This window comes from Streptomyces sp. P13-3-3, assembly GCF_050571355.1.
GTDB classification, from domain to species: Bacteria; Actinomycetota; Actinomycetes; order Streptomycetales; family Streptomycetaceae; genus Streptomyces; species Streptomyces althioticus.
In genome coordinates, this window is sequence record NZ_CP192228.1 from 4,001,594 (window position 1) to 4,027,596 (window position 26,003).

Here is a 26,003-nt window from a genome sequence, read left to right on the forward strand (position 1 = left end):
GTCACTCCCGCATCGCGGACACCCGCCGCGCCGCCCCCGGCCCACCCGGTAACCTGGCCCGCGGGCCGTGACTGGCGCGCTGGGATGGGACCAACCATCGGGGAGCGGCCCGCGAGAAACGTGCCGTGCGCCTGGGCCATCCGTACCGTGAACGCTGAACGCTACGTCCGGAGGTCCCCCATGTCTGCCGAGCAGTCGCTCACCCCCGAGTCCACCGCCTTCCGCTCCGCCCTCGACGTGATCCGCGCCGTCGAGCCGCGCGTCGCCGACGCGATCGGGCAGGAGGTCGCCGACCAGCGCGAGATGCTCAAGCTGATCGCCTCCGAGAACTACGCCTCCCCGGCCACCCTGCTGGCGATGGGCAACTGGTTTAGCGACAAGTACGCCGAGGGCACCGTCGGCCGCCGCTTCTACGCCGGCTGCCGCAACGTGGACACGGTCGAGTCGCTCGCCGCCGAGCACGCCAAGGAGCTGTTCGGCGCCCGCCACGCCTACGTCCAGCCGCACTCCGGCATCGACGCCAACCTGGTCGCCTTCTGGGCCGTCCTCGCCGACCGCGTCGAGGCGCCCTTCCTGGAGAAGACCGGCGTCCGCCAGATCAACGAGCTCTCCGACGCCGACTGGGCCGAACTGCGCCAGGCCTTCGGCAACCAGCGCATGCTCGGCATGTCCCTGGACGCCGGCGGCCACCTCACGCACGGCTTCCGGCCCAACATCTCCGGCAAGATGTTCGACCAGCGCTCCTACGGCACCGACCCGGCCACCGGCCTGATCGACTACGAGGCGCTGCGGGCCACCGCCCGCGCGTTCAAGCCGCTGATCATCGTCGCCGGCTACTCCGCCTACCCCCGTCTCGTGAACTTCCGGATCATGCGGGAGATCGCCGACGAGGTCGGCGCCACGCTCATGGTCGACATGGCGCACTTCGCGGGTCTCGTCGCCGGCAAGGTCCTCACCGGCGACTTCGACCCCGTGCCGCACGCCCAGATCGTCACCACCACCACCCACAAGTCGCTGCGCGGCCCGCGCGGCGGCATGGTGCTGTGCGACGACTCCCTCAAGGACCAGGTCGACCGCGGCTGCCCGATGGTCCTGGGCGGCCCGCTGCCGCACGTCATGGCCGCGAAGGCGGTCGCCCTCGCCGAGGCCCGGCAGCCGTCCTTCCAGGACTACGCGCAGCGGATCGTCGACAACTCCCGCGCGCTCGCCGAGGGCCTGATGCGCCGCGGCGCCACCCTCGTCACCGGCGGCACCGACAACCACCTCAACCTGATCGACGTCGCCACCTCCTACGGCCTCACCGGCCGCCAGGCCGAGGCGGCGCTGCTCGACTCCGGCATCGTCACCAACCGCAACGCCATCCCGGCCGACCCCAACGGCGCCTGGTACACCTCCGGCATCCGGATCGGCACCCCGGCGCTGACCACGCGCGGGCTCGGCACGGCGGAGATGGACGAGGTCGCCGGTCTCATCGACCGCGTCCTCACCACGACCGAGCCCGGCACCACCAGGTCCGGTGCGCCGTCCAAGGCGTCCCACGTCCTCGACGAGAAGGTCGCCGACGAGATCTCGCGCCGGGCCACCGATCTGGTCGCGGGCTTCCCGCTGTACCCGCAGGTCGACCTCGGCTGAGGACGCCTGACGGCTCCGTCAGGCGTCCAGGAGCTCCTGGCGGGGTCCGTCGTCCCGGTTACCGCGGTCGCGTATCGCGGCCGCGCCCCGGAGCGCGTACGGGCGCAGTACCAGGGCCAGGACGGCTCCCGCCGCCAGGCCCGGTACCGCCCACCACCAGGCGGCGGCGTCACCGCCGCCGTCCGTGGCGGAGGCGGCCGCCGGCGTGGGGGCCACGAGCAGGTCCTCACGCGGGGTCGGCTGCGCGGCGGGCGCGGAGACGCCGGTGCCCGTCACGCCGAGCTGCGCGAGCAGCGCGCGGAGCTTCGCCGGGGACGTGGCGCGGTGCCACACGCCGTCGTTGCCGTCGGTGATGCGGGTGGAGGTGTGGATCCACACGTCCTGGCCGCCGTCCGGGAGGGCGATCTGGTCCACCCGCCACGGGGTGACGTCGTGGACCATCCAGGTCACGTTGATGTGCTGGCCGGAGGCGGTCGCGAGCCGGGGCGGCTCGGTGCGGGTGCCCTGGTGCATGGGGCCGAGCAGGCGCTCGAGTTCCGTGTAGCGCTTGTCGGCGTAGTGCAGCGAGGCGGTCTTGCCGGTGGTCGCCGAGACGATCAGGACGCTGGTGGGGCCTCCTGCGGAGGCGGGTGTGCCGCCGCACAGGATCAGGGTCAGCACCGTGAGCGTGATCGCCGTCAGGTGTCGTCGTACGCAGTCCTTCCAGGTGTGCATGTCGGTCCCCCACTGGGCTGGTCGAACCTCGTGCGGCTCTCTCTGCGAGCCGCCTGCCACTTGTGATACACCGGCCGGTCCGTCGGGGTTCCCACCGGGGGTTTCCTCGCCCCCGCCGCCCCTTCCCCTCCCGTCCCCGGGGCTGCGCCCCAGACCCCCTCATCGGCCCTGGCGGGCCTCGTCCTCAAACGCCGGACGGGCTGGGATCGACGGACGCCGCGATCTCGTGGGCCCGCGCGCGGGAACCCACCCCCTCCAGGCGGAGGGTGATCTCACCCGCGGGGCTCCACAGGAGGGTCGGTCCCGCCGTACGCTCCTCGCGCGTCAAGCGGCGGCCCTCCGCATCCGTCATCCAGAACGTCAGCACGTGAGGCCGTGGGAACCACAACGCCTGACCGCCCACGTCCAGCCACTGCGGCTGTTCCCGCACCGTCTTCGTGAACGAGAAGTCCAGGCGGCCCGGGAACTGGTCCAGGCGGACCGTCCGGCCGTCGTCGCCCCTCCAGCACAGGCTGACCAGGGACCGCCCGTGCGGCAGTGCGCCCACGGAGACCGCGTCCGGCGGGCCCAGCGCCTCCGGGACCACCGGGGTGAAGCCGGCCCGCCGCGACGCCTCCTCCAGCCGCACCGGAGCGGCGCAGTCCGGCACCCGGCCGCCCGGCGAAGGCACCACCGACGGGTCCTGCCGTACCTGGACGCCGTGGAAGCCGAACCAGTCGCTCACCGTCGCCCGCACCGGCGGCGTCAGCACCAGCACCGTCAGCAGACCGCACAGGGCGGCCAGCAGGGTGCGCCGGCGGGCCCGCGCCCAGTGCCGGACCGCCCGCAGGCGGGACCGGGGGGCCGGCTCGGGGACGGGGGCCCGCTCGGCGAGTATCCGGGCGACCACCCGCTCGGCCATCGTCTCCGCGCCCGCCGCCCCGTCCGGCGCGTCCAGGGAACGGCCGTAGGCGCGCAGTTCCTCGCGCAGGCGCCGCAGCTCCTCCTCCCGCGGTCCGCTCACGCCGGCGCACCCCCTTCCGGCAGCAGCCGCTGGAGCCGGCGCAGGGCGCGGTTCAGCCGGGACTTCACCGTGCCCCGGGGCCAGCCCAGGGCCTCGGCGGTCTCCCGCTCGTCCATCTCCAGCAGATAGCGGTACGTGACGACCAGCCGGTGCTCCTCGCTCAGCTGCTCCAGGGCGGCCAGCAGGGCCGCGCGGCGCTCGGTCTCCAGCGTGGCGACGGCGGGGTCGGCCGACTCCGGTATCACCGGCTCCGCCCCGACGAGGGCCGCCTCCCGGCCGGCCAGGGTCGTCCTGCGTGCCGCCGCGCGCACTGTGTTCCTCGTCTCATTGGCCACGATCGACAACAGCCACGGCCGGAAGGCCGCGCAGTCCCGGAAGCGCCCGAGCGCGCAGTACGCCTTGACGAAGGCCTGCTGCACCACGTCCTCCGCGTCCGGCCCCGCCCCGAGCGCGGCGGCCGCCCTGAGCGCGATGCCCGTATGGGCGCGCACCAGCTCCGCGTACGCCTCCGGCTGCCCGGCGCGTACGCGTGCGATCACCGCGGCCTCATCGACGATGCGGCCCCCCTCCCGCGTCCTCACTCTCTTGTTACACCGCGCGGAACGGATCGGTTCCCACCTGTTCCGGACTCGTTCCGGACCGCCCCGCGGAACCTGAGAGAATGGGAGGCATGGCGATTGACCGACCCCGCGTGCTCTCCGGAATCCAGCCCACAGCAGGCTCCTTCCACCTCGGCAACTACCTCGGTGCCGTCCGCCAGTGGGTGGCGCTCCAGGAGACCCACGACGCCTTCTACATGGTCGTCGACCTGCACGCGATCACGGTCCCGCAGGACCCCGAGGAGCTGCGGGCCAACACCCGGCTCGCCACGGCCCAGCTCCTGGCCGCCGGCCTCGACCCGGACCGCTGCACGCTCTTCGTGCAGAGCCATGTGCCGGAGCACGCCCAGCTCGCCTGGGTGATGAACTGCCTCACCGGATTCGGCGAGGCCTCCCGCATGACCCAGTTCAAGGACAAGTCCGCCAAGCAGGGCGCCGACCGCGCCTCCGTCGGCCTGTTCACGTACCCGATCCTCCAGGTCGCGGACATCCTGCTCTACCAGGCGAACGAGGTGCCGGTGGGTGAGGACCAGCGCCAGCACATCGAGCTGACCCGCGACCTCGCCACGCGCTTCAACGGCCGGTTCGGCGACACCTTCACGCTCCCGAAGCCGTACATCCTCAAGGAGACGGCGAAGATCTACGACCTCCAGGACCCGGCGGTCAAGATGAGCAAGTCGGCGTCCACCCCCAAGGGCCTGATCAACCTGCTCGACGAGCCGAAGGCCACCGCCAAGAAGGTCAAGAGCGCCGTCACCGACACCGACACGGTGATCCGCTACGACGTGGCGGAGAAGCCCGGCGTCAGCAACCTGCTCACGATCTACTCCGTCCTCACCGGGACCGGCATCGCGGACCTCGAGGAGAAGTACGCGGGCAAGGGCTACGGCGCGCTCAAGACGGACCTGGCCGAGGTCATGGTCGACTTCGTGACCCCGTTCCGGGAGCGCACCCAGCAGTACCTGGACGACCCGGAGACGCTCGACTCGATCCTCGCCAAGGGCGCCGAGAAGGCCCGTGCCGTCGCCGCGGAGACCCTCGCCCAGGCGTACCAGCGGGTCGGCTACCTGCCCGCCAAGCACTGAGAGCCCCGCGCCGGCCACGACACCGGCGCGGTGAACGGGCCCACGTGCCCCGTCCGTACCACCGCACAGCGCTGTACATCACTCCGACTGCGCCTGCCCGCATCCGGGTCGTGGTCGTACAGTCGGAAGCGGGTGGCCGCCTCGGCGGCCACCCGGATGCGCACCCGCTCCACCACCGCGCTTCACCACCACAACGACAGGAGACGACGTGGGGACCGTAACGATCGGCGTGTCGATCGCGGTCCCGGAGCCTCACGGCAGCCGGCTTCAGCAGCTGCGCGCGGGCTTCGGCGACGCCGCCGCCTACGGCATCCCCACGCACGTCACCCTGCTGCCGCCGACGGAGGTCGCCGACACGGCCGTCCCGGCCGTCGAGGCGCACCTCGCCGAGGTCGCGGCGGCGGGCAGGCCGTTCCCGATGAGGCTGTCGGGCACGGGCACCTTCCGGCCGCTGTCGCCGGTGGTGTACGTCCGGGTCGTCGAGGGCGCCGAGGCCTGCACGCGGCTGCAGCAGCAGGTCCGCGACCCCGCCGGGCCCGTCGCCCGCGAGCTGCAGTTCCCGTACCACCCGCACGTCACCGTGGCGCACGGCATCGACGAGGCGGCCATGGACCGCGCCTACGAGGACCTCGCGGGCTACGAGGCGGAGTGGCCCTGCACCGGCTTCGCCCTCTACGAGCAGGGCGCCGACGCGGTGTGGCGCAAGCTGCGCGACTTCCCCTTCGGGACCGTCGTGGTGCCCCCGCAGGCCGGACACGTCGACCGGGGCTCGGTCTCCGCGCGTTGACCCGGGCGGCCGGCCCTCACACCGGCAGCCGGCGGAACACCCCTCGCGGCAGATGCCGCAGCGCCGACATCACCACGCGCAGCGCGCCCGGCACCCACACCGTCTCCGAGCGGCGCCGCAGCCCCAGCTCCACGGCCGCCGCCACCGCCTCCGGGGTGGTGGCCAGCGGCGCCTCCGGCAGCCCCGCCGTCATCCGGGTGCGCACGAACCCGGGGCGCACCACCATCACGTGCACGCCCGTGCCGTACAACGCGTCGCCGAGGCCCTGCGCGAACGCGTCCAGACCGGCCTTGCTGGAGCCGTAGATGAAGTTGGCGCGGCGGGCACGCTCGCCCGCGACGGACGACAGCACCACCAGCGAGCCGTGTCCCTGCGCCTGGAGCGCGCCCGCGCAGACCAGGCCCGCGGAGACCGCGCCGGTGTAGTTGGTCTGGGCGACCCGCACCGCGGCCCCCGGGTCCCGCTCGTCGCGCGCCTGGTCGCCCAGCATGCCGAAGGCGAGCAGCACCATGTCGACGTCGCCCTCGGCGAAGACCTTGCCGAGCGCGTCCTCGTGGCCGGCCGGGTCGAGCGCGTCGAAGTCGACGGTGTGCACCTCCGCGCCGAGCGCGCGCAGTTCTCCGGCCGCCTCGTCGAGGCCGGGGGAGGGGCGGCCGGCCAGCCACACCGTGCGGGTGCGGCGGGCGATCAGCCGCCGCGTGACCGCCAGCGCGATCTCGGAGGTACCGCCGAGCACGAGCAGGGACTGGGGGAGGCCGAAGGCGTCCTTCACGACAGCTCCTCACGGGGGCCGGGAGAGGGGAGGGGGTCACAGGCACAGGCGGCGGGACAGGTCCGAGGTGAACACCCCGCGCGGGTCCAGCTCGGCGCGCAGGGCGCGGAAGTCGTCCAGCCGGGGGTACATGGCCGCGAGCAGCTCGGGGCGCAGCCGGGAGTCCTTGGCGAGGTAGACACGGCCGCCCGCGTCCGCGACCTCCTCGTCGAGCTCGTCGAGGAACGCGCCGAGGCCGGGCAGCGACGCGGGGATGTCCAGCGCCAGGGTCCAGCCGGGCACCGGGAACGACAGCCAGCCCGGGTCGGCGTCCCCGAACCGCTTGAGGACGGCGAGGAACGACGGGCAGCGGCGCTCGGAGATCCGGCGCACGATCCGGCGCAGGGTCTCCTCCCGGCCGTGCCCGACGACGAACTGGTACTGCACGAAGCCGCCCCGTCCGTAGATCCGGTTCCAGTGCGGCACGCCGTCCAGCGGGTGGAAGAAGGCGGGGATCCGCTGGAGCTCCCCGGTCCGCGCGCGGGGCGCCTTGCGGAACCACAGCTCGTTGAACAGCCCCACGGTCGTCCGGCTGAGCAGCCCCTCCGGCACGAAGGAGGGCGCGGCGGGCAGGCGCGAGGTGCGGAACGACAGCGGCTCACGGCGGGCGGAGCGCGGCAGGGCCTCGAGCGGGGCGTGGTCGCCGCGGGTGAGGACCGCGCGGCCGGTGGCCTTCCCGCGCGCCAGCAGGTCGATCCAGGCGACCGAGTAGCGGTAGCGGTGGTCGGTGTCGGCGAGACGGGCCATCAGACCGTCCAGGTCGGACGCGCGTTCGGTGTCGACGGACATCCAGGACGTCCGCACGGGCTGGAGCCGGACCGTCGCGGTGAGGATCACCCCGGTCAGCCCCATGCCGCCCGCGGTCGCCTCGAACAGCGGCGTGCCCGGCACCACCGTGCGCACCTGCCCGTCGGCGGTGAGCAGCTCGAACGACAGCACATGGCGCGCGAAGGACCCGCTGACGTGGTGGTTCTTGCCGTGGATGTCGGCGCCGATCGCCCCGCCGACCGTCACGTACCGGGTGCCGGGGGTGACCGGCACGAACCAGCCGAGCGGCAGCAGCACCTCCATCAGCCGGTGCAGGGACACGCCCGCGTCGCACAGCACGGTGCCGCCGTCGGCGTCGATCGCGTGGATCCGGTCCAGGCCGGTCATGTCGAAGACCTCGCCGCCCGCGTTCTGCGCGGCGTCCCCGTACGCCCGGCCGAGGCCGCGCGCGATGCCGCCGCGCGCCCCGCACCCCCGGACGGCCAGGGCGGCCTCCTCGAACGTCCGCGGACGGACCAGCCGGGCGGCGGACGGAGCGGTGCGGCCCCACCCCGTGACGGAAACGGTGTCGGCAGGCATGACGGCGACCGTATCGCCCCTCTGTGAGCCGTTGGTTTTGAAACGTCAATCCCGTCCCCGAAACGGGTGATTAATGGGATGTCGCCCCGAAGCGATGGAATTCCGGTGCGCCGGGGGTGAACAGTGAGCCACATGGACGACCAGCACGACCTCTTCCGGCCCCGCGGTCTTCACGGGGTGGACCACCGGATCGTCTCCGCGCTCAGGGCGTGCGGCTCCGACCCGCGCGTGGCCGGGGCCGCGCGCGCCCTGTCCTGGGCGGGGGAGCACGGCGCCGTATGGGTCGCGGCGGGCCTCGCGGGCGCCGTCGTGGACCGTCCCCGGCGCGGCGCCTGGCTGCGCGGCACCGCGCTCACCGCGGGCGCGCACGCGGCCAGTTCGGTGGTGAAGCGGGTCGTGCGCCGGCCCCGCCCCGCGCACGTCGAACCGCTGGTGGGCACCGTCGGACGGCACTCCTTCCCCAGCTCCCACGCGACCTCCGCCGCGGCCGCCGCCGTCGCCTTCGGCGCGCTCGGCGCCCGCGCGGTGCCCCCGCTGGCCGCCGCCGTGTGCGTGTCCCGGCTGGTGGCCGGCGTCCACTACCCGTCGGACGTGGCCGCCGGCGCCGCCCTCGGGGCGCTCACCGCCAGGCTCGGCGCCCGCTGGATGACAGGAGGCACGGCGTGACGCTGCTGCGCGAGCGCTCCGACCGCGGGCAGGCCGCGCCGTCCGCCCGGGGCGGGCTCCTCACCGGTCTGCTGCGCACCGCGCGCCCCAAGCAGTGGGTCAAGAACGTCCTGGTGGCCGCCGCCCCCGCCGCCGCGGGCGTCCTCTTCACCGCCCACGCCCTGACCCGGCTCGCCCTGGTGTTCCTGCTGTTCACCGCCTGCGCCGCCGCCGTCTACCTGGTCAACGACGCGCGCGACGCCGAGGCGGACCGCGCCCACCCCGTCAAGTGCCGCCGCCCGGTCGCCGCCGGACAGGTCCCGGTGCCCGTCGCCTACGCCGCCGGGATCACCCTCGGCGTGCTCGCCCCGGCCGCCGCCGCGCTGCTGTGCCCGCCGACGCTGGCCGCGCTGCTCGCCGGCTACCTCGCGCTGCAACTGGCCTACTGCGTCAGCCTCAAGCACGTCCTCGTCATCGATCTCGCCGTGGTCACCTCCGGGTTCGTGATGCGCGCGGTCGCCGGCGGGCTCGCCCTCGGCATCCCGCTGTCGCGCTGGTTCCTCATCACCACCGGCTTCGGCGCGCTGTTCATGGTCGCCGCCAAGCGCTACTCCGAGGCCGTGCAGCTCGCGGGCAACGGCGGCGCCACGCGCGCGCTGCTCACCGAGTACACCACCGGCTACCTGCGGTTCGTGTGGCAGCTCGCGGCCGGGGTCGCCGTCCTCGGCTACTGCCTGTGGGCCCTGGAGGAGGGCGGCGTGCCGCACACCAGCGTCCTGCCCTGGCGCGAGCTGTCCGTCGTCGCCTTCGTCCTCGCCGTGCTGCGCTACGCCGTCTTCGCCGACCGGGGCACCGCGGGCGAACCGGAGGACGTGGTGCTCGGCGACCGCGCCCTCGCCCTCATCGGCCTGGTGTGGGCGGCGATGTACGCCGCGGCGGTGGCCGACTGGTGAGGGACCGCCTGCGCAGGCACCGGCGGGAGCTCCTCGGCTTCGCGACCGCGGGACTCCTCGCCTACGCCGTCGACCTCGCCCTCTTCACCTACCTGCGCGGCCCCGGCGGACTCGGGCCGCTCACCGCGAAGGCACTGTCCTTCGTCGCCGGCTGCACCGTCGCCTACACGGCCAACGCCCACGGCACCTACCGCGACCGGCGCGTGCGCGGCGCCCGCCCGTACGCCGTGTTCTTCGCCGTCAACCTGGCCGGCGCCGCCGTACAGCTCCTCTGCCTCGCCGTCAGCCACTACGGGCTCGGCTACACCTCGCAGCGCGCGGACACCGTGTCCGGTGCGGTGGTCGGCATGGCACTGGCCACCGTCGTCCGTTTCTGGGGCACCAGGACATTGGTCTTCCGTGACGCGGGCAGAGTCGGTTCGTGGACTGGCTGAAGAAGCTCCCCGTGGTGGGGCCGTGGGTGACCCGGCTGTCGCTGACGCACGCCTGGCGGTCGTTCGAGCGGCTGGACCGGGTGCACTGGACGCGGCTCGCCGCGGCGATGACGTTCCGCAGCTTCGTCGCGCTGTTCCCGCTGCTCACCGTGGCCGCCGCGATCGGCGCGGCGACCCTCGGCAAGGAGCGCCAGGACGCCCTCCAGAACACCATCACCGACCAGGTGCCCGGCATCTCCGACCAGCTCGACGTCGGGGAGCTGGCGGACAACGCGGGCACCGTCGGCCTGATCGCCGGCGCCGCCCTGGTGTTCACCGGGATCAGCTGGGCCGGCCTCATGCGGGAGTGCCTGCGTGTGGTGTGGGAGCTGCCCGACGACGACGAGAACGTCCTCCTGCGCAAGGGCAAGGACGCGGGCATCCTCGTCGGCCTCGGCGGGGCGGTCCTCGTCACGCTGGCCGCCTCCGCCGTCGCCACCGCCCTGGTCGGCCGGATCAGCGACGCCGCCGGGCTGGAGAAGGGCGGCTGGGGCGGGGTCGTCCTGCAGATCGCCGCGTTCGCCGTCGCCGCCGGCACCGACTTCCTGCTCCTGCTCTACGTCCTGACCCTGCTGCCCGGCGTCCATCCGTCCCGGCGCCGGGTGACCGTGGCCGCGCTCACCGGCGCCGTCGGTTTCGAACTGCTGAAGCTGCTGCTCAGCGGCTACATCCAGGGCGTCGCCGCGAAGAGCATGTACGGTGCGTTCGGCGTCCCCGTGGCGCTGCTGCTGTGGATCAACCTCACCACGAAACTCGTCCTGTTCTGCGCCGCCTGGACGGCCACGCCCGGCAAGGAGGACGGGACCGACGAGGTCACGGACGGGAGCGGCGGCGCACCAGGTCCGGCAGCGGCCAGCGCCGGTTGACCAGGAACACGCCGCCCGCGAGCAGCACCACCACCCCGCCGGCGATGCCCAGCGCCACCCCCATGCCGTCGGCGCCCCCGCCGGTGTGCGCGCTCGCCACCGGCTTCGCCCCGGCGCCGGTACCGCCGCCCGCCTGGCCGGGCGACGCGGACGGACCGGCCGCGGCGTTCGCCTCCTCGACGCTCTTCGGCGGCACCAGCTCGCCCACCGGCTGCACCTTGCCGGCCGCGGCGAAGCCCCAGTCGAAGAGGCGCGCGGTCTCCTTGTAGACCTCGTTCGACTCCTTCTTCTGCGGGTTCATCACGGTGACCAGCAGCACCTTGCCGTCGCGTTCGGCGACGCCGGTGAAGGTCGCCCCGGCGTGGGTGGTGTTGCCGTTCTTCACCCCGGCTATGCCCTGGTAGACGGGCACGTCGTAGTCGCCGCTGAGCAGCCGGTTGGTGTTCTGGATCTCGAAGGACCCGCGCACCCGCTTGCCCTTCTTGTTCTTCTTCGTCTCCCCGGGGAACTGCGCCCGCACCGTCGAGGCGTACTCCCGGAAGTCCTTCTTCTGCAGCCCGGAGCGGGCGATCAGGGTCAGGTCGTACGCGGAGGACACCTGGCCCGGGGCGTCGTAGCCGTCGGGGCTGACGGCGTGCGTGTCGAGGGCCTGCAGTTCCTCGGCGTGCTCGTTCATCTCCTCGACGGTCCTGTCCACGCCGCCGTTCATCGCGGACAGCACGTGCACGGCGTCGTTGCCGGAGCGCAGGAAGACACCCAGCCACAGGTCGTGGACGGTGTACGACTCGCCCTCCTTGACGCCCACCATGCTGGACCCGGCGCCGACACCCGCCAGGTCCGAGGACTCCACCCGGTGCGTCGTCGTCCCCGGCCACTTCGGCAGCAGCGTGTCCGCGAACAGCATCTTCAGGGTGCTCGCCGGGGCCAGCCGCCAGTGCGCGTTGTGCGCGGCGAGCACGTCGCCGCTCTCGGCGTCCGCGACGATCCACGAGCGGGCGGACAGCTCCTTCGGCAGCACCGGCGTCCCGGGGGCCAGGTTCACCTGGGTCCCGGGCTTCGCCAGCCGTTCGCCGCCGACGACCGACGTGTGCGCCGGGGGAGTGGCGGACGGGGTCGGCCTGGGCGCCGCGAGGGCGGCCGGCGCGGTCAGCGCGGTGGACAGCAGGACGGCGGAGGCGACCAGCGCGGAGCGCCGGACGGTCTTCTCGGTAGCGGGCACGGTCCGCAAGGTACATGCCATTTCCGTGGACGTCCCTGCCCGGGCCCCACCCCGCGCAGGGAACCGGACACCGCGCGGCGATACTGGACGCATGAAGCTCAGCCGCCCCGTCTCCTGGTTCCTGCTCGCCTTCGGGGTGTGGAGCTGGGTCATCTGGATCACTTTCGTCAAGAACCTGGTCAAGGACAGCAGTGGGCTCGCCTTCGACGACGGGCACCCCACGGCGTACTTCTTCGTTCACCTGACGCTCGCCGTCGTCTCCTTCGTACTGGGGACGGTCGTCGGGGGCATCGGGTTGCGCGGTCTGCGCGCATTGGGCCGGACGTCACGGGCCTCGTGACGCCGTAACGGGAAACAGGGGAAGTCCGCCTCGTGGCCATCGTCTTCGTACTCGTCGCACTGCTTGTCGTCGCCGTCCTGGTGACGGGCAACTGGTACGTGTGGCGCCGGCTGTTCCGGGACACCACGGCGGGGCCCGGCCCCGTTCGCCGCATCGGAGCGGCGGTGGTCGCCGGAGGGTGGCTGCTGTTCATCGGCGGCATGGTGGCCTCCCGCACGGACGCGCCGTTCACCCTCCAGCGCGTGCTGGCCTGGCCGGGGTACCTGTGGCTGGCCCTCACGCTGTACCTGCTGCTGGCCCTGCTGGCCGGCGAACTGGTCCGCCCCGTGCTGCGCGGGGTGCTGGAGCGGCGGGCGCGGGCCTCCGCCCCGGAGCCGGCGCCGGCCCGCGACCCGATACCGGCGGGCCGGGCGGAGGGCGCCGACCCGGAGCCGGCGGAGAGCCCGGAGACGACGGGCCCGGCGCAGGACTCCACGACGACGGAGGCCAGCCCCGAGACGGGCCCCGCGACGGACGGTTCCGGCCCCTCCCGGCGGCTGTTCGTCTCCCGGGTCGTCGGCGGAGCCGCCGCCGCGGCCGCGGTCGGAACCGTCGGGTACGGGACCTACGGCGTCCTGCGCGGCCCGAAGGTCAAGCGGGTCACCGTGCCGCTGGCCAAGCTGCCGCGCGCCGCGCACGGTTACCGGATCGCCGTGGTCAGCGACATCCACCTGGGTCCGGTGCTGGGGCGTGGCTTCGCGCAGAAGGTCGTCGACACGATCAACTCGACCCAGCCCGACCTGATCGCGGTCGTCGGCGACCTCGTCGACGGCAGCGTGAAGGACCTCGGTCCGGCGGCCGCCCCGCTGGCCCAGCTGAGGGCGCGTCACGGGTCGTTCTTCGTCACCGGCAACCACGAGTACTTCTCCGGCGCCGAGCAGTGGGTCGAGGAGGTCCGCCGGCTCGGTCTGAACCCGCTGGAGAACGCCCGCACGGAGCTGCCCCACTTCGACCTCGCGGGCGTGAACGACGTCGCCGGCGAGGATGAGGGCCAGGGGCCGGACTTCGCCCGCGCCCTAGGCGACCGGGACCGCGCGCGGGCCTGCGTGCTGCTGGCCCACCAGCCGGTGCAGATCCACGACGCCGTCGACCACGGCGTGGACCTCCAGCTCTCGGGCCACACCCACGGCGGCCAGCTCTGGCCGGGCAACCTGATCGCCGGCGGCGCGAACCCGACCCTGGCCGGCCTCGACCGCTACGGCGACACCCAGCTCTACGTCAGCCGAGGCGCCGGCGCGTGGGGCCCGCCCACCCGGGTGGGCGCCCCCTCCGACATCACGGTCATCGAACTGGCCTCCCGCCAGGCGTAGCCCGTCGGCCTCCGGCCCGCACCGACCGCTGCCGCGTGCGACGGTGGCCGACGGCCCGCAGCCGCCCTCGGCCCTCGGCCGGGCGGAGGCGCTGGTGCTGGGTCATCGGCGGTCCGCGATGGGTCCGTGGGGCCTGTCGGTGTGCTGGGCCCGGGCTTTTGGGTTGGTGGGAGCGTTCGCTGCTGTGTGCTGCGGGGTGGCCGACGGCCTGCGGCCGCCCTCGGGGCGCTCGGTCTCCGGCCGGGCGGAGGCGCCCGTGCTGGGTCATCGGCGGTCCGGGATGGGTCTGTGGGGCTTGTCGGCGTGCCGGGCTCGGGCTTTTGGGTTGGTGGGAGCGTCCGTCTGCCGCGTTCCCGGGGCGGGCCGAGGCCCGCGAGGTGACGTGACCGCCTGCCCGCCGGAGGCGCCCGCTCAGTCCGCCTGCGCGGCCTTCTCCGTGCACGACGGCAGCGTCACCGTGGCCGTCAGCCCCTCGGCCGGGGCCGTGTCCACCGTGACCTCGCCGCCGTGCGCCCGTACGACACCCTGCACGATCGCCAGGCCCAGGCCGCTGCCCGCGCCGCCGCCCGCGCGGAAGAAGCGGTCGAAGACCCGGGCCGCGTCCTCCGGGGCCAGGCCCGGGCCCTCGTCCGCGACCCACAGCCGCACCTCGCCGTCGGCGCGGGCCACCCCGAGCCGTACCGGCACGTCGGCGGGGGTGTAGGTGCGGACGTTGCCGACCAGGTTGCCCAGGATCTGGCGGAGGCCGGCCTCGTCGGCGTGGACCAGGACCGCGCCGTCCGCGTCCACCCGTACCGGACGGTCCGGCTGCTGGACCCGCAGGTCCTGCGCCGCGTCCCGCGCCAGCCGGCACACGTCCACGTTCCGCTTCCGCAGCTCCGGCCGCTGGTCGAGGCGGGCCAGCACCAGCAGTTCGTCGACCAGCCGTCCCATCCGGTCGGACTCGGTCGTCATCAGCGCGCTCAGCGAGTCGATCTGCCGCAGCGTCAGCTCCGAGCCGCCGAGGGAGTCGCGGGTGCGGACCAGCTCGGTGTCGAGCTGGTCCAGCAGGTAGTAGCGCATGCCGAGGACGCTCACCGCGGTCGCGGCGACGATGCCCAGCGCCAGCAGCACCACGTTCGCCACCGTGAGCTGCGCGCGCAGCGACCGCACCGGGGGACGGCCGGGGTGCGGCAGGCGTGTCCGGCGTGTCACGTCGGCCCGTACCCGACGCCGCGCCGGGTGGTGATGACCGGCGGACCGAGGGTGTCCAGCTTGCGCCGCAGATAGCTGATGTAGGTCTCCACGACACATCCCCGAGGCGGGCGTCCAGGCGCACGTCGGCGGTGTGACGGCGGTGTCCAAGGACTTCGCCTCGGTGACCGGCGACCGGCTGCCCCTCTTCGTCGGCACGATCATCGGCCTGGGATTCCTGCTCCTGCTGCTCGCGTTCCGCTCCCTGGTGGTGCCGCTGACGGCCGCCGTGATGAACCTGCTCGCGGCCGCGGCCTCGTTCGGCGTGCTGGTCATGGTGTTCCAGTGGGGCGTCGGCCTGGACGTGCTGGGACTCGGCACGGAGGGCCCGATCGCGTCGTTCCTGCCGATCATCATGCTGTCGCTGCTGTTCGGGCTCTCCATGGACTACCAGGTGTTCCTGGTGAGCCGGATGCACGAGGAGTGGGTGCACACCCGGGACAACGCCCGCGCGGTACGGGTCGGCCTGGCGGAGACCAGCCGGGTCATCAACTCCGCCGCCATGATCATGGTCTGCGTCTTCCTCGCCTTCGTGCTCAGCGGCGACTACGGCGCCGCCATGGCCGGCGTGGGTCTGGCCGCCGCGGTCGCGCTGGACGCGTTCGTGCTGCGCACGGCGCTGGTCCCGGCGGTGATGCACCTGCTGGGGCGGGCCAACTGGTGGCTGCCGGCCGGACTGGAGAAGCGGCTGCCGCACCTGGCGGCCGAGCCGAAGGAGGAGGACGATGTCACGCCGGTGCCCGCGCCCGAGGAGAAGGCCGTCGACGGAGCCGCCTCGGTGGTGCACGGCTTCGTGCGCACCCCGGAGGGCGAGCCGGTGCGGGGCGCGGCCGTCACGCTGCTCACCCCCGGCGGCCGTCAGCTGGACCGGGTGGCGTCCCTCGCCGACGGGGCGTACGTCGTGGCGGTCCCGTCACCGGGCACCTATCTGCTGGCGGTGTCGGCCTCGCCGCACGGGGCGCGGGCGGCGCACCTGACCGTGGGGGAGGGGCCGCTCGTCCACGACGTGGAGCTGACGCCCGGCGGGGTCGACCTCGTCAACTGACGGGCACGGCCGACGGCGACGGCCGACGGCGACGGCCGGCGGCGACGTCAGCCGTCGTCGCCGGGGCGCTCCTCCTCGTCGTCCCCCGCGCCCTTGCCCCGCCGGCCGGAGTCCTTCCGGCCGGCGGGGTCGGGCAGCGCCCGGGTCATCCCGGGCAGGAACTCCGTGAACAGTTCGTGCACGTCCCGCACCAGCGGCCGCAGCACCCGGAACCGGGCCAGGGCGACGCCCCGCGCGGTGAGCCGGGCGCCCCGCTCGGCGAGCCGGTAGCTGCGCTCACGGCCCTCGGTGCGGTCGAAGATCCAGTACAGGCACAGACCCATCTGGGACAGCCACATCAACTCGGGCAGGATGTCCCGCAGTTCCTCGGGCACCTTGGTCTTCGTCCCGGCCAGCACCGCCCGGTGCACGCTGATCGCCTCCTCGCGCGCGTGCTCCGACTCGGGCGAGAAGGGGCTGAGCGGGCTGTCCGGGTCGGCGGCGTTCTTGAAGAACTGCACCGCGAACTCGTGGTACGGCGTGGCGATGTCCAGCCACGCCTTCAGCACGCCGGCGAGGCGGGCCTCCAGGTCGGTCTCCCGGGCCAGGATGTCCCGGACCGCCACCTGGTGCTCGGCGGCGATCCGGTCGTAGAACCCCTGGATCAGGTGTTCCTTGCCCTCGAAGTAGTAGTACGCGTTGCCGACGGAGACCCCGGCCTCCTTGGCGATCGCCCGCATGGTGGTCCGGTCGTACCCGCGCTCCTGGAACAGCCGCATGGCCGTCTCCAGGATCAGGGCGCGGGTCTGCTCGGACTTGCTGAGGTGGGCGCCGGGGTCGGGGCCGTCGTTCTTCGCGGGCACGGGAACAGAGCCTAACGGTCGCCGTGCGCGGCCTACGGGGCGGCGCAGGCGTCGGAGCCGCAGCCGGGCGGGGTGTGGTGCCAGCCGTCGCGCGGGTCGTACGTCCACCCGTCGGCCGGGCCGTACGCCCGGCCGACGGCCGGCGCCGTCACCCCCGCCACTTGGCGGCGGCCAGCACCGCGCCCTTGGCGAACCTCATACCGGAGGGCGTGCTCAGCCGGTGCGCCAGTCGCCGGTGGTCGCGCAGCGCCCACAGGGTGACGATCCAGGCGGCCGCGCCCCGGTACACCTGCCCGCCGTCCCCGACCACGGTGATCTCGGCCAGGGTGGAACCGTGGTCGAGGCCGGGGAAGCGGGTGCGGGCGGCGGGTGACCCCGCCGGGACGAACTCCAGGGGGACGAGTTGGGGCCGCTTCGTGAGCCAGTCGCGGATGTGCGTGCAGAGGGGGCAGTCCGCGTCGTACAGCACGGTCAGACGGCGGACCGGGACGCCGTACCCACGGCCGAGGGGGTGCCTCGCCGTGTCGTACGCCGGGTGCGGCCCGTCGGGGGCCGGTCGCGCAGTTCCCCGCGCCCCTGAGGGTGTTGATCCGCCGGGGTCAGGCAGATCGGCGCCCCGCGCCCCTGGGGGTGTCGGCCCGTCCGCGAACTCGTTCATGCCTGGGCCGCCGGGGCGGTCCAGCCCTGCGGGGGAACCGGCGGGTTCTGCTCCCGCTCCATCACCCCGCGGCGCCGGATCTTGTTCAGCACGTACACGTTGGCCAGGTGCATCACGCCCAGGACCAGCAGCACCACGCCCAGCTTGGTGGAGAGCGCCTCGAAGACGCCACGGGTGTCGGTGACGGTGTCGTCGTCGCTCAGGTAGAGGGCGACGAAACCGAGGTTCACCAGGTAGAAGCCGACCACCAGGAGGTGGTTGACGGCGTCCGCGAGCTTTTCGTTGCCGTGCAGCACGTCGGCGAGGAAGACCCGCCCGTTGCGGCTGAGCGTGCGGGCCACCCAGACGGTCAGTCCGATGCTGACGACCAGGTAGATGACGTAGGCGATGACGGTGCGGTCCATGCCCCACCCCTTCTTGAACGCGTTCAAAACGCTGACGGGGACGACTGTAGCGCCTTCTTTTGAACATGTTCAACTCGCTTGTCGCGGGCGGCCGTGTGTCGTGTCCCGGCACCAGGACCACGCCGCAACTGGTGCGTACGCACCAGGCGAAGACGGTGACGGGCGACGATGCCCGCAGGGGCCGCCGGACGGAACCGTGGGACGTGTTCGCCGACCCCTACGAGAACGGGACGTCCATGTCCGACACCCTGCTCACGCCGCCGCGTTTACGGCGGCCCGCGATCGCCGCCCTCGGGGTGCTGGCGCTCGCCCTGGGCGCGCTCCAGTCCGTGGTGGAGCCCGCGCTCCCGCTGCTCCAGCGCGAACTGGGGCTCGGCCCCTCCGAGGGCGCGCTGGTCGCCAACACCCTGCTCGTCACCGGCGCGGTCCTCACTCCCGTCGCCGGGAAGCTCGGCGACCGCTACGGCGGCAAACGCGTGCTGATGCGGCTGATGGCCGTCGTCGCGGCCGGCGGACTGCTGGCCGGGCTGGCCCCCGGACTGCCGGTGCTGCTGCTCGGCCAGGTCCTCCAGGGCGCCATGGTCGGCGTGCTGCCGCTCTCCTTCATCCTGGTCCGCGCCCATCTGCCGGCCGGGCGCACCCAGGCGGCGATCGGCGTGGTCGTCGCCCTGTTCACCGGCGGCGGCATGCTCGGCATGCTCGGCGCCGGAGTGATCGCCGACCATCTCTCCTGGCACTGGATGTTCGTGCTGCCCACCCTCGTGGTCGTGGCGGCGGCCGTCTTCGTGGCGCGGCTGATGCCGTCCGACGCACCGGCCCGGCAGGGCGAGCGGATCGACTGGCCCGGCGTGGTCCTGCTGAGCGCCACCCTGCTCGCCTTCATGCTCGGCCTCGTCCTCCTGACCGGCGGCGGCCTCCCGCCCCTCGCCGCGGCCGCGCTGCTCGTGCTCGTGGCCGTGCTCGGCACCGCCTGGGTGCGCGTCGAACGCCGGGCCGTCTCCCCGATGGTCGACCTGCGCATGCTCGCCCGGCCTGCGATGTGGCAGGCGTGCCTGCTCACCCTGCTCGTCACCGTCACCCTCGGCATGGTCACCCTGCTGCTGCCGCAGCTCCTCGCCGTGTCGGGCGACGGCTACGGCTTCGACGCCGACACCACGGACATCGGCCTCTACCTGCTGCCCGGCGCGATCGCCGGGGCCATGAGCGACGCGGTCGGCGGGGTCGCCGCCCGCCGGTTCGGCGCCCGTGCCGTGGTCGCCGTGGCCGTGCTCGCGACCGCCGTCGTCATGTTCGGCCTCGCGGCCCAGCACCACTCCGCCTGGCAGCTCGCCCTGGCCAAGACGCTCACCGCGTTCGCCGCGGGCATCGCCACCACCGCGCTGCTGGCCGGCACCGCCACCACCGTCGACCCCGGGGACACCGGCATCGCCACCAGCCTGCTCGTGGTCACCCGGGTGATCGGTGTCGTCGTGGGCGCCCAGATCGCGGGCGGGCTGCTCGCCGCGGGGACCGGCCCCGGCACGGACCTGCCCACCGAGGCGGCCTTCACCACCGGATTCGCCGTCACCGGCGTCACCGCGGCGCTCGGTCTGCTCCTCGTCCGCGCCACACGCGCCTCCCGGCCCCCGCACCCCGGCGAGCCCGCTCACACCCCCGTGAAGGAAGGAACCCGTTCATGACCGGCCCGCGCACCGTCCTCATCTCCGGAGCCAGCGTCTCCGGACCCGCCCTCGCGCACTGGCTCCACCGGGCCGGGTTCGCGGTCACCGTCGTGGAGAAGGCCGGCGCCCTGCGCGGCGGCGGCTACCCCGTCGACATCCGCGGCACGGCGACCGAGGTGGTCCGGCGGATGGGCCTGTGGCCGCGGCTGCGCCAGGCGCACGTCGGCCCGCGCCGCGCCACCTTCCTCGACGCCGCCGGCCGCGCCGTCGCCTCCCTCCGGGCCCCCGCCGACGCGGGCGAGCCCCGCGATCTGGAGATACGGCGGGGCGACCTCGCCGACGCCCTGTACGGGCTGGTCCGCGACGACGTGGAGTTCCTCTTCGGCGACTCCGTCTCCCGCTTCGACCCGGCCGCGCACGGCGTGGACGTGACCTTCCGCAGCGGGCGGCAGGGCACGTACGACCTGGTGATCGGCGCGGACGGCATGCACTCGGCCACCCGGGCCGCCCTCTTCGGCCCCGAGGACCGCTACCACCGCTATCTCGCCTACTGCTTCGCCCTCTTCACCCTGCCGAACCCCGCGCGCCTCCACCGCGAACTGGTCCTGTGGAACGCCCCGGGGAAGGCCGCCGCCCTCTACGCCACCGGCGAAGGACCCGAGGTGCACGGCTTCCTCACCTTCCACCGTCCGGAACCCCCGCGCGACGCCCTCCGTGACCCGGACGCCCGGCGCGCCCTGGTGGCCGAGGTGTTCGCGGGGGAGGGCTGGGAGATCCCCCGCATGGTGGCGGCCGTGCGCGACACCGACGACCTGTTCTTCGACACGGCCGGACAGATCCGCATGCCCCGCTGGACGCACGGCCGCGCCGCCCTCGTCGGCGACGCCGCGTACGCCCCGTCCTTCCTCACCGGCCAGGGCACCAGCCTCGCGCTGTCCGGCGCCTACGTGCTCGCCCACGCCCTGGCCGCCCACCGGGACCACACGGACGCCTTCGCCGCCTACGAGGACCGTATGCGCCCCTACGTGACGGCCAACCAGGCGCTCGTCGACGAGGGCGGCGCCACGCTCTTCCCCGTCACGGCCCAGGCACTCGAACGGCGCGACGCACGCCTGCGCACCCTCGACGCGCTGCCCTCCGCGCGGCCCCGGCCGGCCCACACCGCCCTGGCCCTGCCGGACTACGAGGGGCGTCCGGCCCCGTCCTCCGGGGTGACCCGCGCCAGGCCGGTCCGGTAGGCGATGACGACGAGCTGCGCGCGGTCGCGGGCCTCCAGCTTCGTCATCGCGCGCTGCACATGGGCGCGTACGGTGAACGGGCTGAGGACCATCCGCTCGGCGATCTCCTGGTTGGACAGGCCGGTCGCCACCAGCGCCACCATCTCGCGTTCGCGCGGGGTGAGCACGTCCAGCCGGCCGGCGTCCTGCGGAGGGGCGCCGGCCGGCGCGGCGAGGAACCGGGCGACGAGGGAGCGGGTCGCGGCCGGGGACAGCAGCGTCTCGCCCTCCGCGACCGTCCGCACCGCGTCCGCCAGTTCCTCGGCGCCGATGCCCTTTCCCACGAAACCGGCGGCGCCCGCGCGCAGCGCCTGAGCCACGTTCTCGTCCGTCTCGTACGTGGTGAGGATCAGCACGCGGGTGGCCCGCAGGTCAGGGTCCGCGCAGATCTCCGTGGTGGCGGCGAGGCCGTCCGCCTCCGGCATCCGGATGTCCATCACCACGACGTCGGGACGCAGTTCGCGGGTGAGCCGCACCGCCTCCCGGCCGTCGCCGGCCTCGCCCACCACGGTGATGTCGTCGGTGCTCTCCAGCAGCAGCCGGAACGCGCCACGCAACAGCGCCTGATCGTCGGCCAGCAGCACCCTCAGCGTCATGCCGTCCCTTCCTTGTCCGTGGCTCCGGGCGTTTGCCCCGTCCCCTCAGCGCCCGCCGGGCCCCGGGGGGATGCCAGGAGCCGTCCGCCCGGTCGCCGTTCGCGGGGCAGCAGCCGCCCCGCCTCCCAGCGGTCGGCGCGCGGCACTCTCGGGGTCATGGGGGTCCTTCCTTCGTCCGTGGCCTCGGGCGTCTGCCCTGTCCTCTCAGCGCCCGCCGGGCCCCGGGCGGGTGGCAGGAGCCGTCCGTCCGGCCACGGTCCGCGGGCCAGCCACGCCGCCTTCCTGCCGATTGCGCCCAGCACTCTCGGCGTCATGCGGGCCGTCCTTCGTTCGTGGCTCCGGTCGTCCGCCCCGTCCTGTCAGCGGCGGCCGGGTCCCGGGCGGGTGGCGGGAGCCGTCCGCCCGGACGCCGTTCGCGGGGCAGCCGCCCCGCCTCCCGGCGGTCGGAGCGCGGCACTCTCGGCGTCATGAGGTCCGTCCCTCCCCGTCCCGTTCGGGCGGCAGGGGCAGGCGGGCGGTGACCAGGAAGCCGCCCTCCGGGCGCGGGCCCGCCGTCAGCTCCCCGCCCACCGCCGCCGCGCGTTCCCGCATGCCGATCAGCCCGTACCCGGGCGGCCGGTCCGACAGGGCGGGCGGTCCTGCCGGGGCGCCCCCGTCGTCGGACACGGTGACGGTCAGCCGCCCGCCGCCCCAGTCCAGACCCACCCGGGCGCCACGGCCCGCCGCGTGCTTGGTCACGTTGGTCAGCGCCTCCTGCACGATCCGGTACGCCGTGAGGTCCGCGCCCGGCGACAGCGACCGCGCCCGGCCCTCCTCGCGTACCGCCACCTCGAGCCCCGCCCGCCGGAACGACTCCAGCAGGTCCGGCAGTCGCGCCAGCCCGGGCGCCGGCCCCTCGGAAGCAGCCGCGTCCCCGTCCCCGGTCTGCCGCAACAGGCCCACCGTGGCGCGCAGTTCGTCCAGGGCGTGCCCGGTGGTCTCCACCAGCTCGCGCAGGCTGACACGGGTCTGCTCCGGGCGGCTGTCGAAGAAGTGGGCGGCGACCGTGGCCTGCGCGTTGGCCAGCGTGATCTGATGCGCCACCAGGTCGTGCAGCTCACGGGCGATCCGCACCCGCTCCTCCGCGACCCGCCGCCGCGCCTCCAGCTCCCTGCTCTCCTCGGCCCGCCGCGCCCGCTCCTCCACGGCCGCGAGATACGCCCGCCGGGTCCGTACCGCGTGCCCGATCAGCCCCGCCACCAGCGGCGCCGCCACCACCGTCCCCATCCGGCTCACGTCCCGCCAGGAGACGTCCTCGGACAGCGGCTCAGCCCCGGCGAGCAGGGCCACGGCGGCCAGCGCGACGGCGCCCGCCGCACGTCGTTCTCCGGGGACGTGCAACGTGCAGGCGTAGGCGGCGACCAGGGCGGGCGTGGCCATGGGAGGACTCAGCACCAGGCCGAGGGGCTGGGCCACGACACCGGCCGCCGTGGTGACGGCCAGCACGGTCAGGGGACGCCGGTGCCGCGCGGGCAGCACGGCGCAGGACACCAGGGCGAGCAGCCAAGCCGCGAGGGGCGGCGCGGTGAGGGTGTCCTCGACCCGCACGGTCCCCCCGAGCAGACAGACCACGAACGCGGCCGCCACGACCGCGGCCTCCCGCCCCCGTCCGGGACGCGGCGCCCCCGTGTCCGGGGTGTCCGGTGTCGGCAGCACGCGGCCCAGCCTAGGGGCCCTGTTCACGGAAGTGCGCATACTTCCACCCTCCGGGCCTGCCCCCGGCCGGGCATCGTCCTCAGGAGTGGTCCCCACTGGTGCGTACGCAGCAGTGGAGCGCGCCGTCTGGTGCGTACGCACTACCCGGCCCGCGCCCGGGGACGCCCGAGGGCCCCGTCTCCAGCCGGAGACGGGGCCCTCGGGACCTACGGGCGGGGTGCCTCAGTAGCGGCGCGTGATGAGCGCGCGCTTCACCTCGGCGATCGCCTTGGTGACCTCGATACCGCGCGGGCAGGCGTCCGTGCAGTTGAACGTGGTGCGGCAACGCCACACGCCGTCCTTGTCGTTGAGGATCTCCAGCCGCTGCTCGCCGGCCTCGTCACGCGAGTCGAAGATGAAGCGGTGCGCGTTGACGATCGCGGCCGGGCCGAAGTACTGGCCGTCGTTCCAGAACACCGGGCACGACGACGTGCACGCGGCGCACAGGATGCACTTGGTCGTGTCGTCGAAGCGCTCGCGGTCCTCGGCGGACTGGAGCCGCTCACGCGTCGGCTCGTTGGTGTCCTTCGTGATCAGGAAGGGCATCACGTCCCGGTACGCCTGGAAGAACGGCTCCATGTCCACGACCAGGTCCTTGAGGACCGTCAGGCCCTTGATGGCCTCGACCGTGATCGGCTTCTCGGGGTTGATGTCCTTGATCAGCGTCTTGCACGCCAGGCGGTTCTTGCCGTTGATCCGCATGGCGTCGGAGCCGCAGATGCCGTGGGCGCAGGAACGGCGGAAGGTCAGGGTGCCGTCCAGGTCCCACTTGATCTTGTGCAGCGCGTCGAGGACACGCTCCTTGGGGTCGATCTCCAGCTGGAAGTCTTCCCAGGTCGCCTCCGCGGAGACCTCCGGGTTGAACCGGCGGATCCGCAGGGTGACGGTGATGTAGGGGGAGTCGGCGAAGCCGGGCTCGGGGGAGCCGGCCGCGTCCGCCTTGTCCAGTACGGGGGTAGCCATCAGTACTTACGCTCCATCGGCTGGTAGCGGGTCTGGACGACCGGCTTGTAGTCCAGACGGACGGTCTCGGTGCCGTCGGCGCCGACCTCGCGGTACGCCATCGTGTGGCGCATGAAGTTGACGTCGTCGCGGTTCGGGTAGTCCTCGCGGTAGTGACCGCCGCGGGACTCCTTGCGGGCCAGGGCGGACACGGCCATGACCTCGGCCAGGTCCAGCAGGTTGCCCAGCTCGACGGCCTCCAGCAGGTCGGTGTTGAACCGCTTGCCCTTGTCCTGGATGGCGACGTTCTTGTAGCGCTCGCGCAGCTCGGCGATCTTCTCGACCGCCGTCTTGATGGTCTGCTCGGTGCGGAACACCATGACGTTGGCGTCCATGGTCTCCTGCAGCTCGCGGCGCAGCTCGGCCACCCGCTCGTTGCCGGTGGAGGACCGCAGGCGCTCGATCTGGCCGACCACGAAGGACTCCGGGGCCTCCGGCAGCTCGACGAAGTCCGCGGTCTGCGCGTACTCCGCCGCCGCGATGCCGGCCCGCTTGCCGAACACGTTGATGTCCAGCAGCGAGTTGGTGCCCAGACGGTTGGCGCCGTGCACCGACACGCAGGCCACCTCGCCGGCCGCGTACAGGCCGGGGACCACCGTGGTGTTGTCCGCGAGGACCTCACCCTTGACGTTGGTCGGGATGCCGCCCATCGCGTAGTGCGCGGTGGGCTGGATCGGGATCGGGTCCGTGTAGGGCTCGATGCCGAGGTAGGTCCGCGCGAACTCCGTGATGTCGGGCAGCTTGGCGTCCAGCTGCTCCGGCGGGAGGTGCGTGAGGTCCAGGTAGACGTGGTCGCCCTCGGGACCGCAGCCGCGTCCCTCGCGGATCTCCGTGTAGATGGAGCGGGAGACGACGTCACGCGAGGCGAGGTCCTTCATGACGGGCGCGTACTTCTCCATGAAGCGCTCGCCGTCCTTGTTGCGCAGGATGCCGCCCTCACCGCGGGCGCCCTCCGTGAGCAGGATGCCCATGCGCCAGATGCCGGTCGGGTGGAACTGGAAGAACTCCATGTCCTCCAGCGGCAGGCCCCGGCGGTACACGGCGGCCTGGCCGTCACCGGTCAGGGTGTGCGCGTTGGACGTCACCTTGAAGAACTTGCCGGTGCCGCCGGACGCGTAGATCACGGACTTCGCCTGGAAGATGTGGATCTCGCCGGTCGCCAGCTCGTACGCCACGACGCCGGACGACTTCTTGACGCCGTCGACCTCGGTGATCAGCTGGTCCAGGACGTAGAACTCGTTGAAGAACTCCACGCCCTCCTTGACGCAGTTCTGGTACAGCGTCTGGAGGATCATGTGGCCGGTGCGGTCCGCGGCGTAGCAGGACCGGCGGACCGGGGCCTCGCCGTGGTTGCGGGAGTGGCCGCCGAAGCGGCGCTGGTCGATGGTGCCGTTCGGCGTGCGGTTGAACGGCAGGCCCATCTTCTCCAGGTCGAGGACGGAGTCGATGGCCTCCTTCGCCAGGATCTCGGCGGCGTCCTGGTCGACCAGGTAGTCACCGCCCTTGACCGTGTCGAAGGTGTGCCACTCCCAGTTGTCCTCCTCCACGTTGGCCAGCGCGGCGGCCATGCCGCCCTGCGCGGCGCCCGTGTGGGAGCGGGTGGGGTAGAGCTTGGTCAGCACGGCGGTGCGGCTGCGCTTCGTCGACTCGATGGCGGCGCGCATACCGGCGCCACCGGCGCCGACGATGACGGTGTCGTACTTGTGGATCTTCATGATTCTCGCAGCC

The 26,003-nt window shown here is 73.5% G+C and carries 24 protein-coding genes, 3 pseudogenes and 1 riboswitch; of the genes and pseudogenes, 12 read left to right on the top strand and 15 right to left on the bottom strand.

Translation table 11 applies throughout. From position 1 onward, the window contains the following. Positions 1-57 precede the first annotated feature (57 nt). Positions 58-144: riboswitch (ZMP/ZTP riboswitch) on the top strand. A gap of 36 nt (positions 145-180) precedes the next feature. Further along, entirely contained in the window at positions 181-1,632 is a 1,452-nt protein-coding gene (locus tag ACQZOG_RS18385; protein ID WP_058916822.1) for a glycine hydroxymethyltransferase, read from the top strand. An 18-nt stretch (positions 1,633-1,650) separates the two neighbouring features. On the opposite strand, the gene ACQZOG_RS18390 is transcribed toward ACQZOG_RS18385, so the two are convergent. From ACQZOG_RS18390 to ACQZOG_RS18400, 3 genes are all read right to left on the bottom strand, one after another. Continuing rightward, positions 1,651-2,346 carry a hypothetical protein gene (locus ACQZOG_RS18390; protein WP_033272358.1) on the bottom strand — a complete coding sequence of 232 codons (696 nt, stop codon included), beginning with the start codon at positions 2,344-2,346 and terminating at the stop codon, positions 1,651-1,653. A gap of 184 nt (positions 2,347-2,530) precedes the next feature. Further along, positions 2,531-3,349, bottom strand: coding sequence for a hypothetical protein (locus ACQZOG_RS18395; RefSeq protein WP_058916823.1), 819 nt, complete (start codon positions 3,347-3,349; stop codon positions 2,531-2,533). After that, positions 3,346-3,888 carry an RNA polymerase sigma factor gene (locus tag ACQZOG_RS18400; RefSeq protein ID WP_203550251.1) on the bottom strand — a complete coding sequence of 181 codons (543 nt, stop codon included), beginning with the start codon at positions 3,886-3,888 and terminating at the stop codon, positions 3,346-3,348. The genes ACQZOG_RS18395 and ACQZOG_RS18400 overlap by 4 nt, the downstream gene beginning before the upstream one ends. Positions 3,889-4,019: 131 nt before the next feature. On the opposite strand from ACQZOG_RS18400, the gene trpS reads away from it, so the two are divergent. Both trpS and ACQZOG_RS18410 read left to right on the top strand, forming a co-directional pair. Continuing rightward, a complete protein-coding gene (gene trpS, locus ACQZOG_RS18405) occupies positions 4,020-5,033 on the top strand; it encodes a tryptophan--tRNA ligase (RefSeq protein WP_430741661.1) in 1,014 nt (337 codons plus the stop codon). 208 nt (positions 5,034-5,241) lie between these two features. Then, positions 5,242-5,820, top strand: a complete 579-nt coding sequence (locus ACQZOG_RS18410) for a 2'-5' RNA ligase family protein (protein ID WP_033272355.1) — start codon at positions 5,242-5,244, stop codon at positions 5,818-5,820. Positions 5,821-5,836: 16 nt separating this feature from the next. Here the strand turns inward: ACQZOG_RS18410 and ACQZOG_RS18415 are convergent, their stop codons facing one another. Both ACQZOG_RS18415 and ACQZOG_RS18420 read right to left on the bottom strand, forming a co-directional pair. Continuing rightward, the gene (locus ACQZOG_RS18415; protein ID WP_033272354.1) at positions 5,837-6,592 is read right to left on the bottom strand and encodes a decaprenylphospho-beta-D-erythro-pentofuranosid-2-ulose 2-reductase; all 756 of its coding nucleotides are present in this window, start codon (positions 6,590-6,592) and stop codon (positions 5,837-5,839) included. Positions 6,593-6,628: 36 nt separating this feature from the next. Beyond that, a complete protein-coding gene (locus ACQZOG_RS18420) occupies positions 6,629-7,978 on the bottom strand; it encodes an FAD-binding oxidoreductase (RefSeq protein ID WP_037641212.1) in 1,350 nt (449 codons plus the stop codon). A 132-nt stretch (positions 7,979-8,110) separates the two neighbouring features. On the opposite strand from ACQZOG_RS18420, the gene ACQZOG_RS18425 reads away from it, so the two are divergent. From ACQZOG_RS18425 to ACQZOG_RS18440, 4 genes are read left to right on the top strand one after another with little or no spacing between them, the layout of a single operon-like run. Further along, a complete protein-coding gene (locus ACQZOG_RS18425) occupies positions 8,111-8,644 on the top strand; it encodes a phosphatase PAP2 family protein (RefSeq protein WP_033272352.1) in 534 nt (177 codons plus the stop codon). Next, a complete protein-coding gene (locus ACQZOG_RS18430) occupies positions 8,641-9,576 on the top strand; it encodes a decaprenyl-phosphate phosphoribosyltransferase (RefSeq protein WP_037641216.1) in 936 nt (311 codons plus the stop codon). The genes ACQZOG_RS18425 and ACQZOG_RS18430 overlap by 4 nt, the downstream gene beginning before the upstream one ends. Continuing rightward, a complete protein-coding gene (locus ACQZOG_RS18435; RefSeq protein ID WP_058916825.1) occupies positions 9,573-10,010 on the top strand; it encodes a GtrA family protein in 438 nt (145 codons plus the stop codon). Before ACQZOG_RS18430 ends, ACQZOG_RS18435 begins: the two co-directional genes overlap by 4 nt. Then, positions 9,998-10,915: a YihY/virulence factor BrkB family protein gene (locus ACQZOG_RS18440; RefSeq protein ID WP_033272349.1), complete on the top strand. Its 918-nt coding sequence runs from the start codon at positions 9,998-10,000 to the stop codon at positions 10,913-10,915. The genes ACQZOG_RS18435 and ACQZOG_RS18440 overlap by 13 nt, the downstream gene beginning before the upstream one ends. On the opposite strand, the gene ACQZOG_RS18445 is transcribed toward ACQZOG_RS18440, so the two are convergent. Beyond that, the gene (locus tag ACQZOG_RS18445) at positions 10,863-12,134 is read right to left on the bottom strand and encodes a D-alanyl-D-alanine carboxypeptidase family protein (protein ID WP_430741662.1); all 1,272 of its coding nucleotides are present in this window, start codon (positions 12,132-12,134) and stop codon (positions 10,863-10,865) included. The two genes, ACQZOG_RS18440 and ACQZOG_RS18445, sit on opposite strands and share 53 nt — an antisense overlap. A gap of 91 nt (positions 12,135-12,225) precedes the next feature. Here ACQZOG_RS18445 and ACQZOG_RS18450 point away from each other — a divergent pair, with 91 nt between their 5' ends. Together ACQZOG_RS18450 and ACQZOG_RS18455 are read left to right on the top strand one after the other, a co-directional pair. Next, entirely contained in the window at positions 12,226-12,474 is a 249-nt protein-coding gene (locus ACQZOG_RS18450; RefSeq protein WP_033272348.1) for an SCO4848 family membrane protein, read from the top strand. Between the two features lie 32 nt (positions 12,475-12,506). Beyond that, positions 12,507-13,823 carry a metallophosphoesterase gene (locus tag ACQZOG_RS18455; protein ID WP_058916827.1) on the top strand — a complete coding sequence of 439 codons (1,317 nt, stop codon included), beginning with the start codon at positions 12,507-12,509 and terminating at the stop codon, positions 13,821-13,823. A 411-nt stretch (positions 13,824-14,234) separates the two neighbouring features. Here the strand turns inward: ACQZOG_RS18455 and ACQZOG_RS18460 are convergent, their stop codons facing one another. Both ACQZOG_RS18460 and ACQZOG_RS18465 read right to left on the bottom strand, forming a co-directional pair. After that, the gene (locus tag ACQZOG_RS18460) at positions 14,235-15,017 is read right to left on the bottom strand and encodes a sensor histidine kinase (RefSeq protein WP_430741663.1); all 783 of its coding nucleotides are present in this window, start codon (positions 15,015-15,017) and stop codon (positions 14,235-14,237) included. Next, positions 15,014-15,127, bottom strand: a pseudogene (locus tag ACQZOG_RS18465) (winged helix-turn-helix domain-containing protein); the annotation flags it as partial. The pseudogene ACQZOG_RS18465 and the gene ACQZOG_RS18460, both read right to left, overlap by 4 nt. On the opposite strand from ACQZOG_RS18465, the pseudogene ACQZOG_RS18470 reads away from it, so the two are divergent. Then, a pseudogene (locus ACQZOG_RS18470) lies at positions 15,115-16,101 on the top strand (MMPL family transporter); the annotation flags it as partial. The pseudogenes ACQZOG_RS18465 and ACQZOG_RS18470 overlap by 13 nt on opposite strands. Positions 16,102-16,148: 47 nt before the next feature. Here the strand turns inward: ACQZOG_RS18470 and ACQZOG_RS18475 are convergent. The 3 genes and pseudogenes from ACQZOG_RS18475 to ACQZOG_RS18485 form a co-directional block, all read right to left on the bottom strand. Continuing rightward, positions 16,149-16,943 (bottom strand): TetR/AcrR family transcriptional regulator, encoded by a 795-nt coding sequence (locus ACQZOG_RS18475; RefSeq protein WP_193455607.1) that lies wholly within the window; start codon positions 16,941-16,943, stop codon positions 16,149-16,151. A 32-nt stretch (positions 16,944-16,975) separates the two neighbouring features. Continuing rightward, positions 16,976-17,412: pseudogene (locus tag ACQZOG_RS18480) on the bottom strand (thiol-disulfide oxidoreductase DCC family protein). 185 nt (positions 17,413-17,597) lie between these two features. Continuing rightward, entirely contained in the window at positions 17,598-18,005 is a 408-nt protein-coding gene (locus ACQZOG_RS18485) for a membrane protein (protein WP_033272343.1), read from the bottom strand. 236 nt (positions 18,006-18,241) lie between these two features. Between ACQZOG_RS18485 and ACQZOG_RS18490 the strand changes: the two genes are divergently transcribed. Together ACQZOG_RS18490 and ACQZOG_RS18495 are read left to right on the top strand one after the other, a co-directional pair. Continuing rightward, entirely contained in the window at positions 18,242-19,684 is a 1,443-nt protein-coding gene (locus ACQZOG_RS18490) for an MFS transporter (RefSeq protein ID WP_037644066.1), read from the top strand. Next, positions 19,681-20,904: an FAD-dependent monooxygenase gene (locus ACQZOG_RS18495; RefSeq protein WP_380827311.1), complete on the top strand. Its 1,224-nt coding sequence runs from the start codon at positions 19,681-19,683 to the stop codon at positions 20,902-20,904. Before ACQZOG_RS18490 ends, ACQZOG_RS18495 begins: the two co-directional genes overlap by 4 nt. On the opposite strand, the gene ACQZOG_RS18500 is transcribed toward ACQZOG_RS18495, so the two are convergent. From ACQZOG_RS18500 to sdhA, 4 genes are all read right to left on the bottom strand, one after another. After that, positions 20,847-21,539 (bottom strand): response regulator transcription factor, encoded by a 693-nt coding sequence (locus ACQZOG_RS18500; protein ID WP_033272341.1) that lies wholly within the window; start codon positions 21,537-21,539, stop codon positions 20,847-20,849. The two genes, ACQZOG_RS18495 and ACQZOG_RS18500, sit on opposite strands and share 58 nt — an antisense overlap. A 465-nt stretch (positions 21,540-22,004) precedes the next feature. Beyond that, positions 22,005-23,261, bottom strand: a complete 1,257-nt coding sequence (locus ACQZOG_RS18505; RefSeq protein WP_430741664.1) for a sensor histidine kinase — start codon at positions 23,259-23,261, stop codon at positions 22,005-22,007. Between the two features lie 195 nt (positions 23,262-23,456). Beyond that, positions 23,457-24,236, bottom strand: coding sequence for a succinate dehydrogenase iron-sulfur subunit (locus ACQZOG_RS18510; RefSeq protein WP_033272340.1), 780 nt, complete (start codon positions 24,234-24,236; stop codon positions 23,457-23,459). Next, on the bottom strand, positions 24,236-25,990 hold the full coding sequence (sdhA, locus tag ACQZOG_RS18515; protein ID WP_033272339.1) for a succinate dehydrogenase flavoprotein subunit: 1,755 nt from the start codon (positions 25,988-25,990) through the stop codon (positions 24,236-24,238). Before sdhA ends, ACQZOG_RS18510 begins: the two co-directional genes overlap by 1 nt. Between the last annotated feature and the right edge of the window lie 13 nt (positions 25,991-26,003).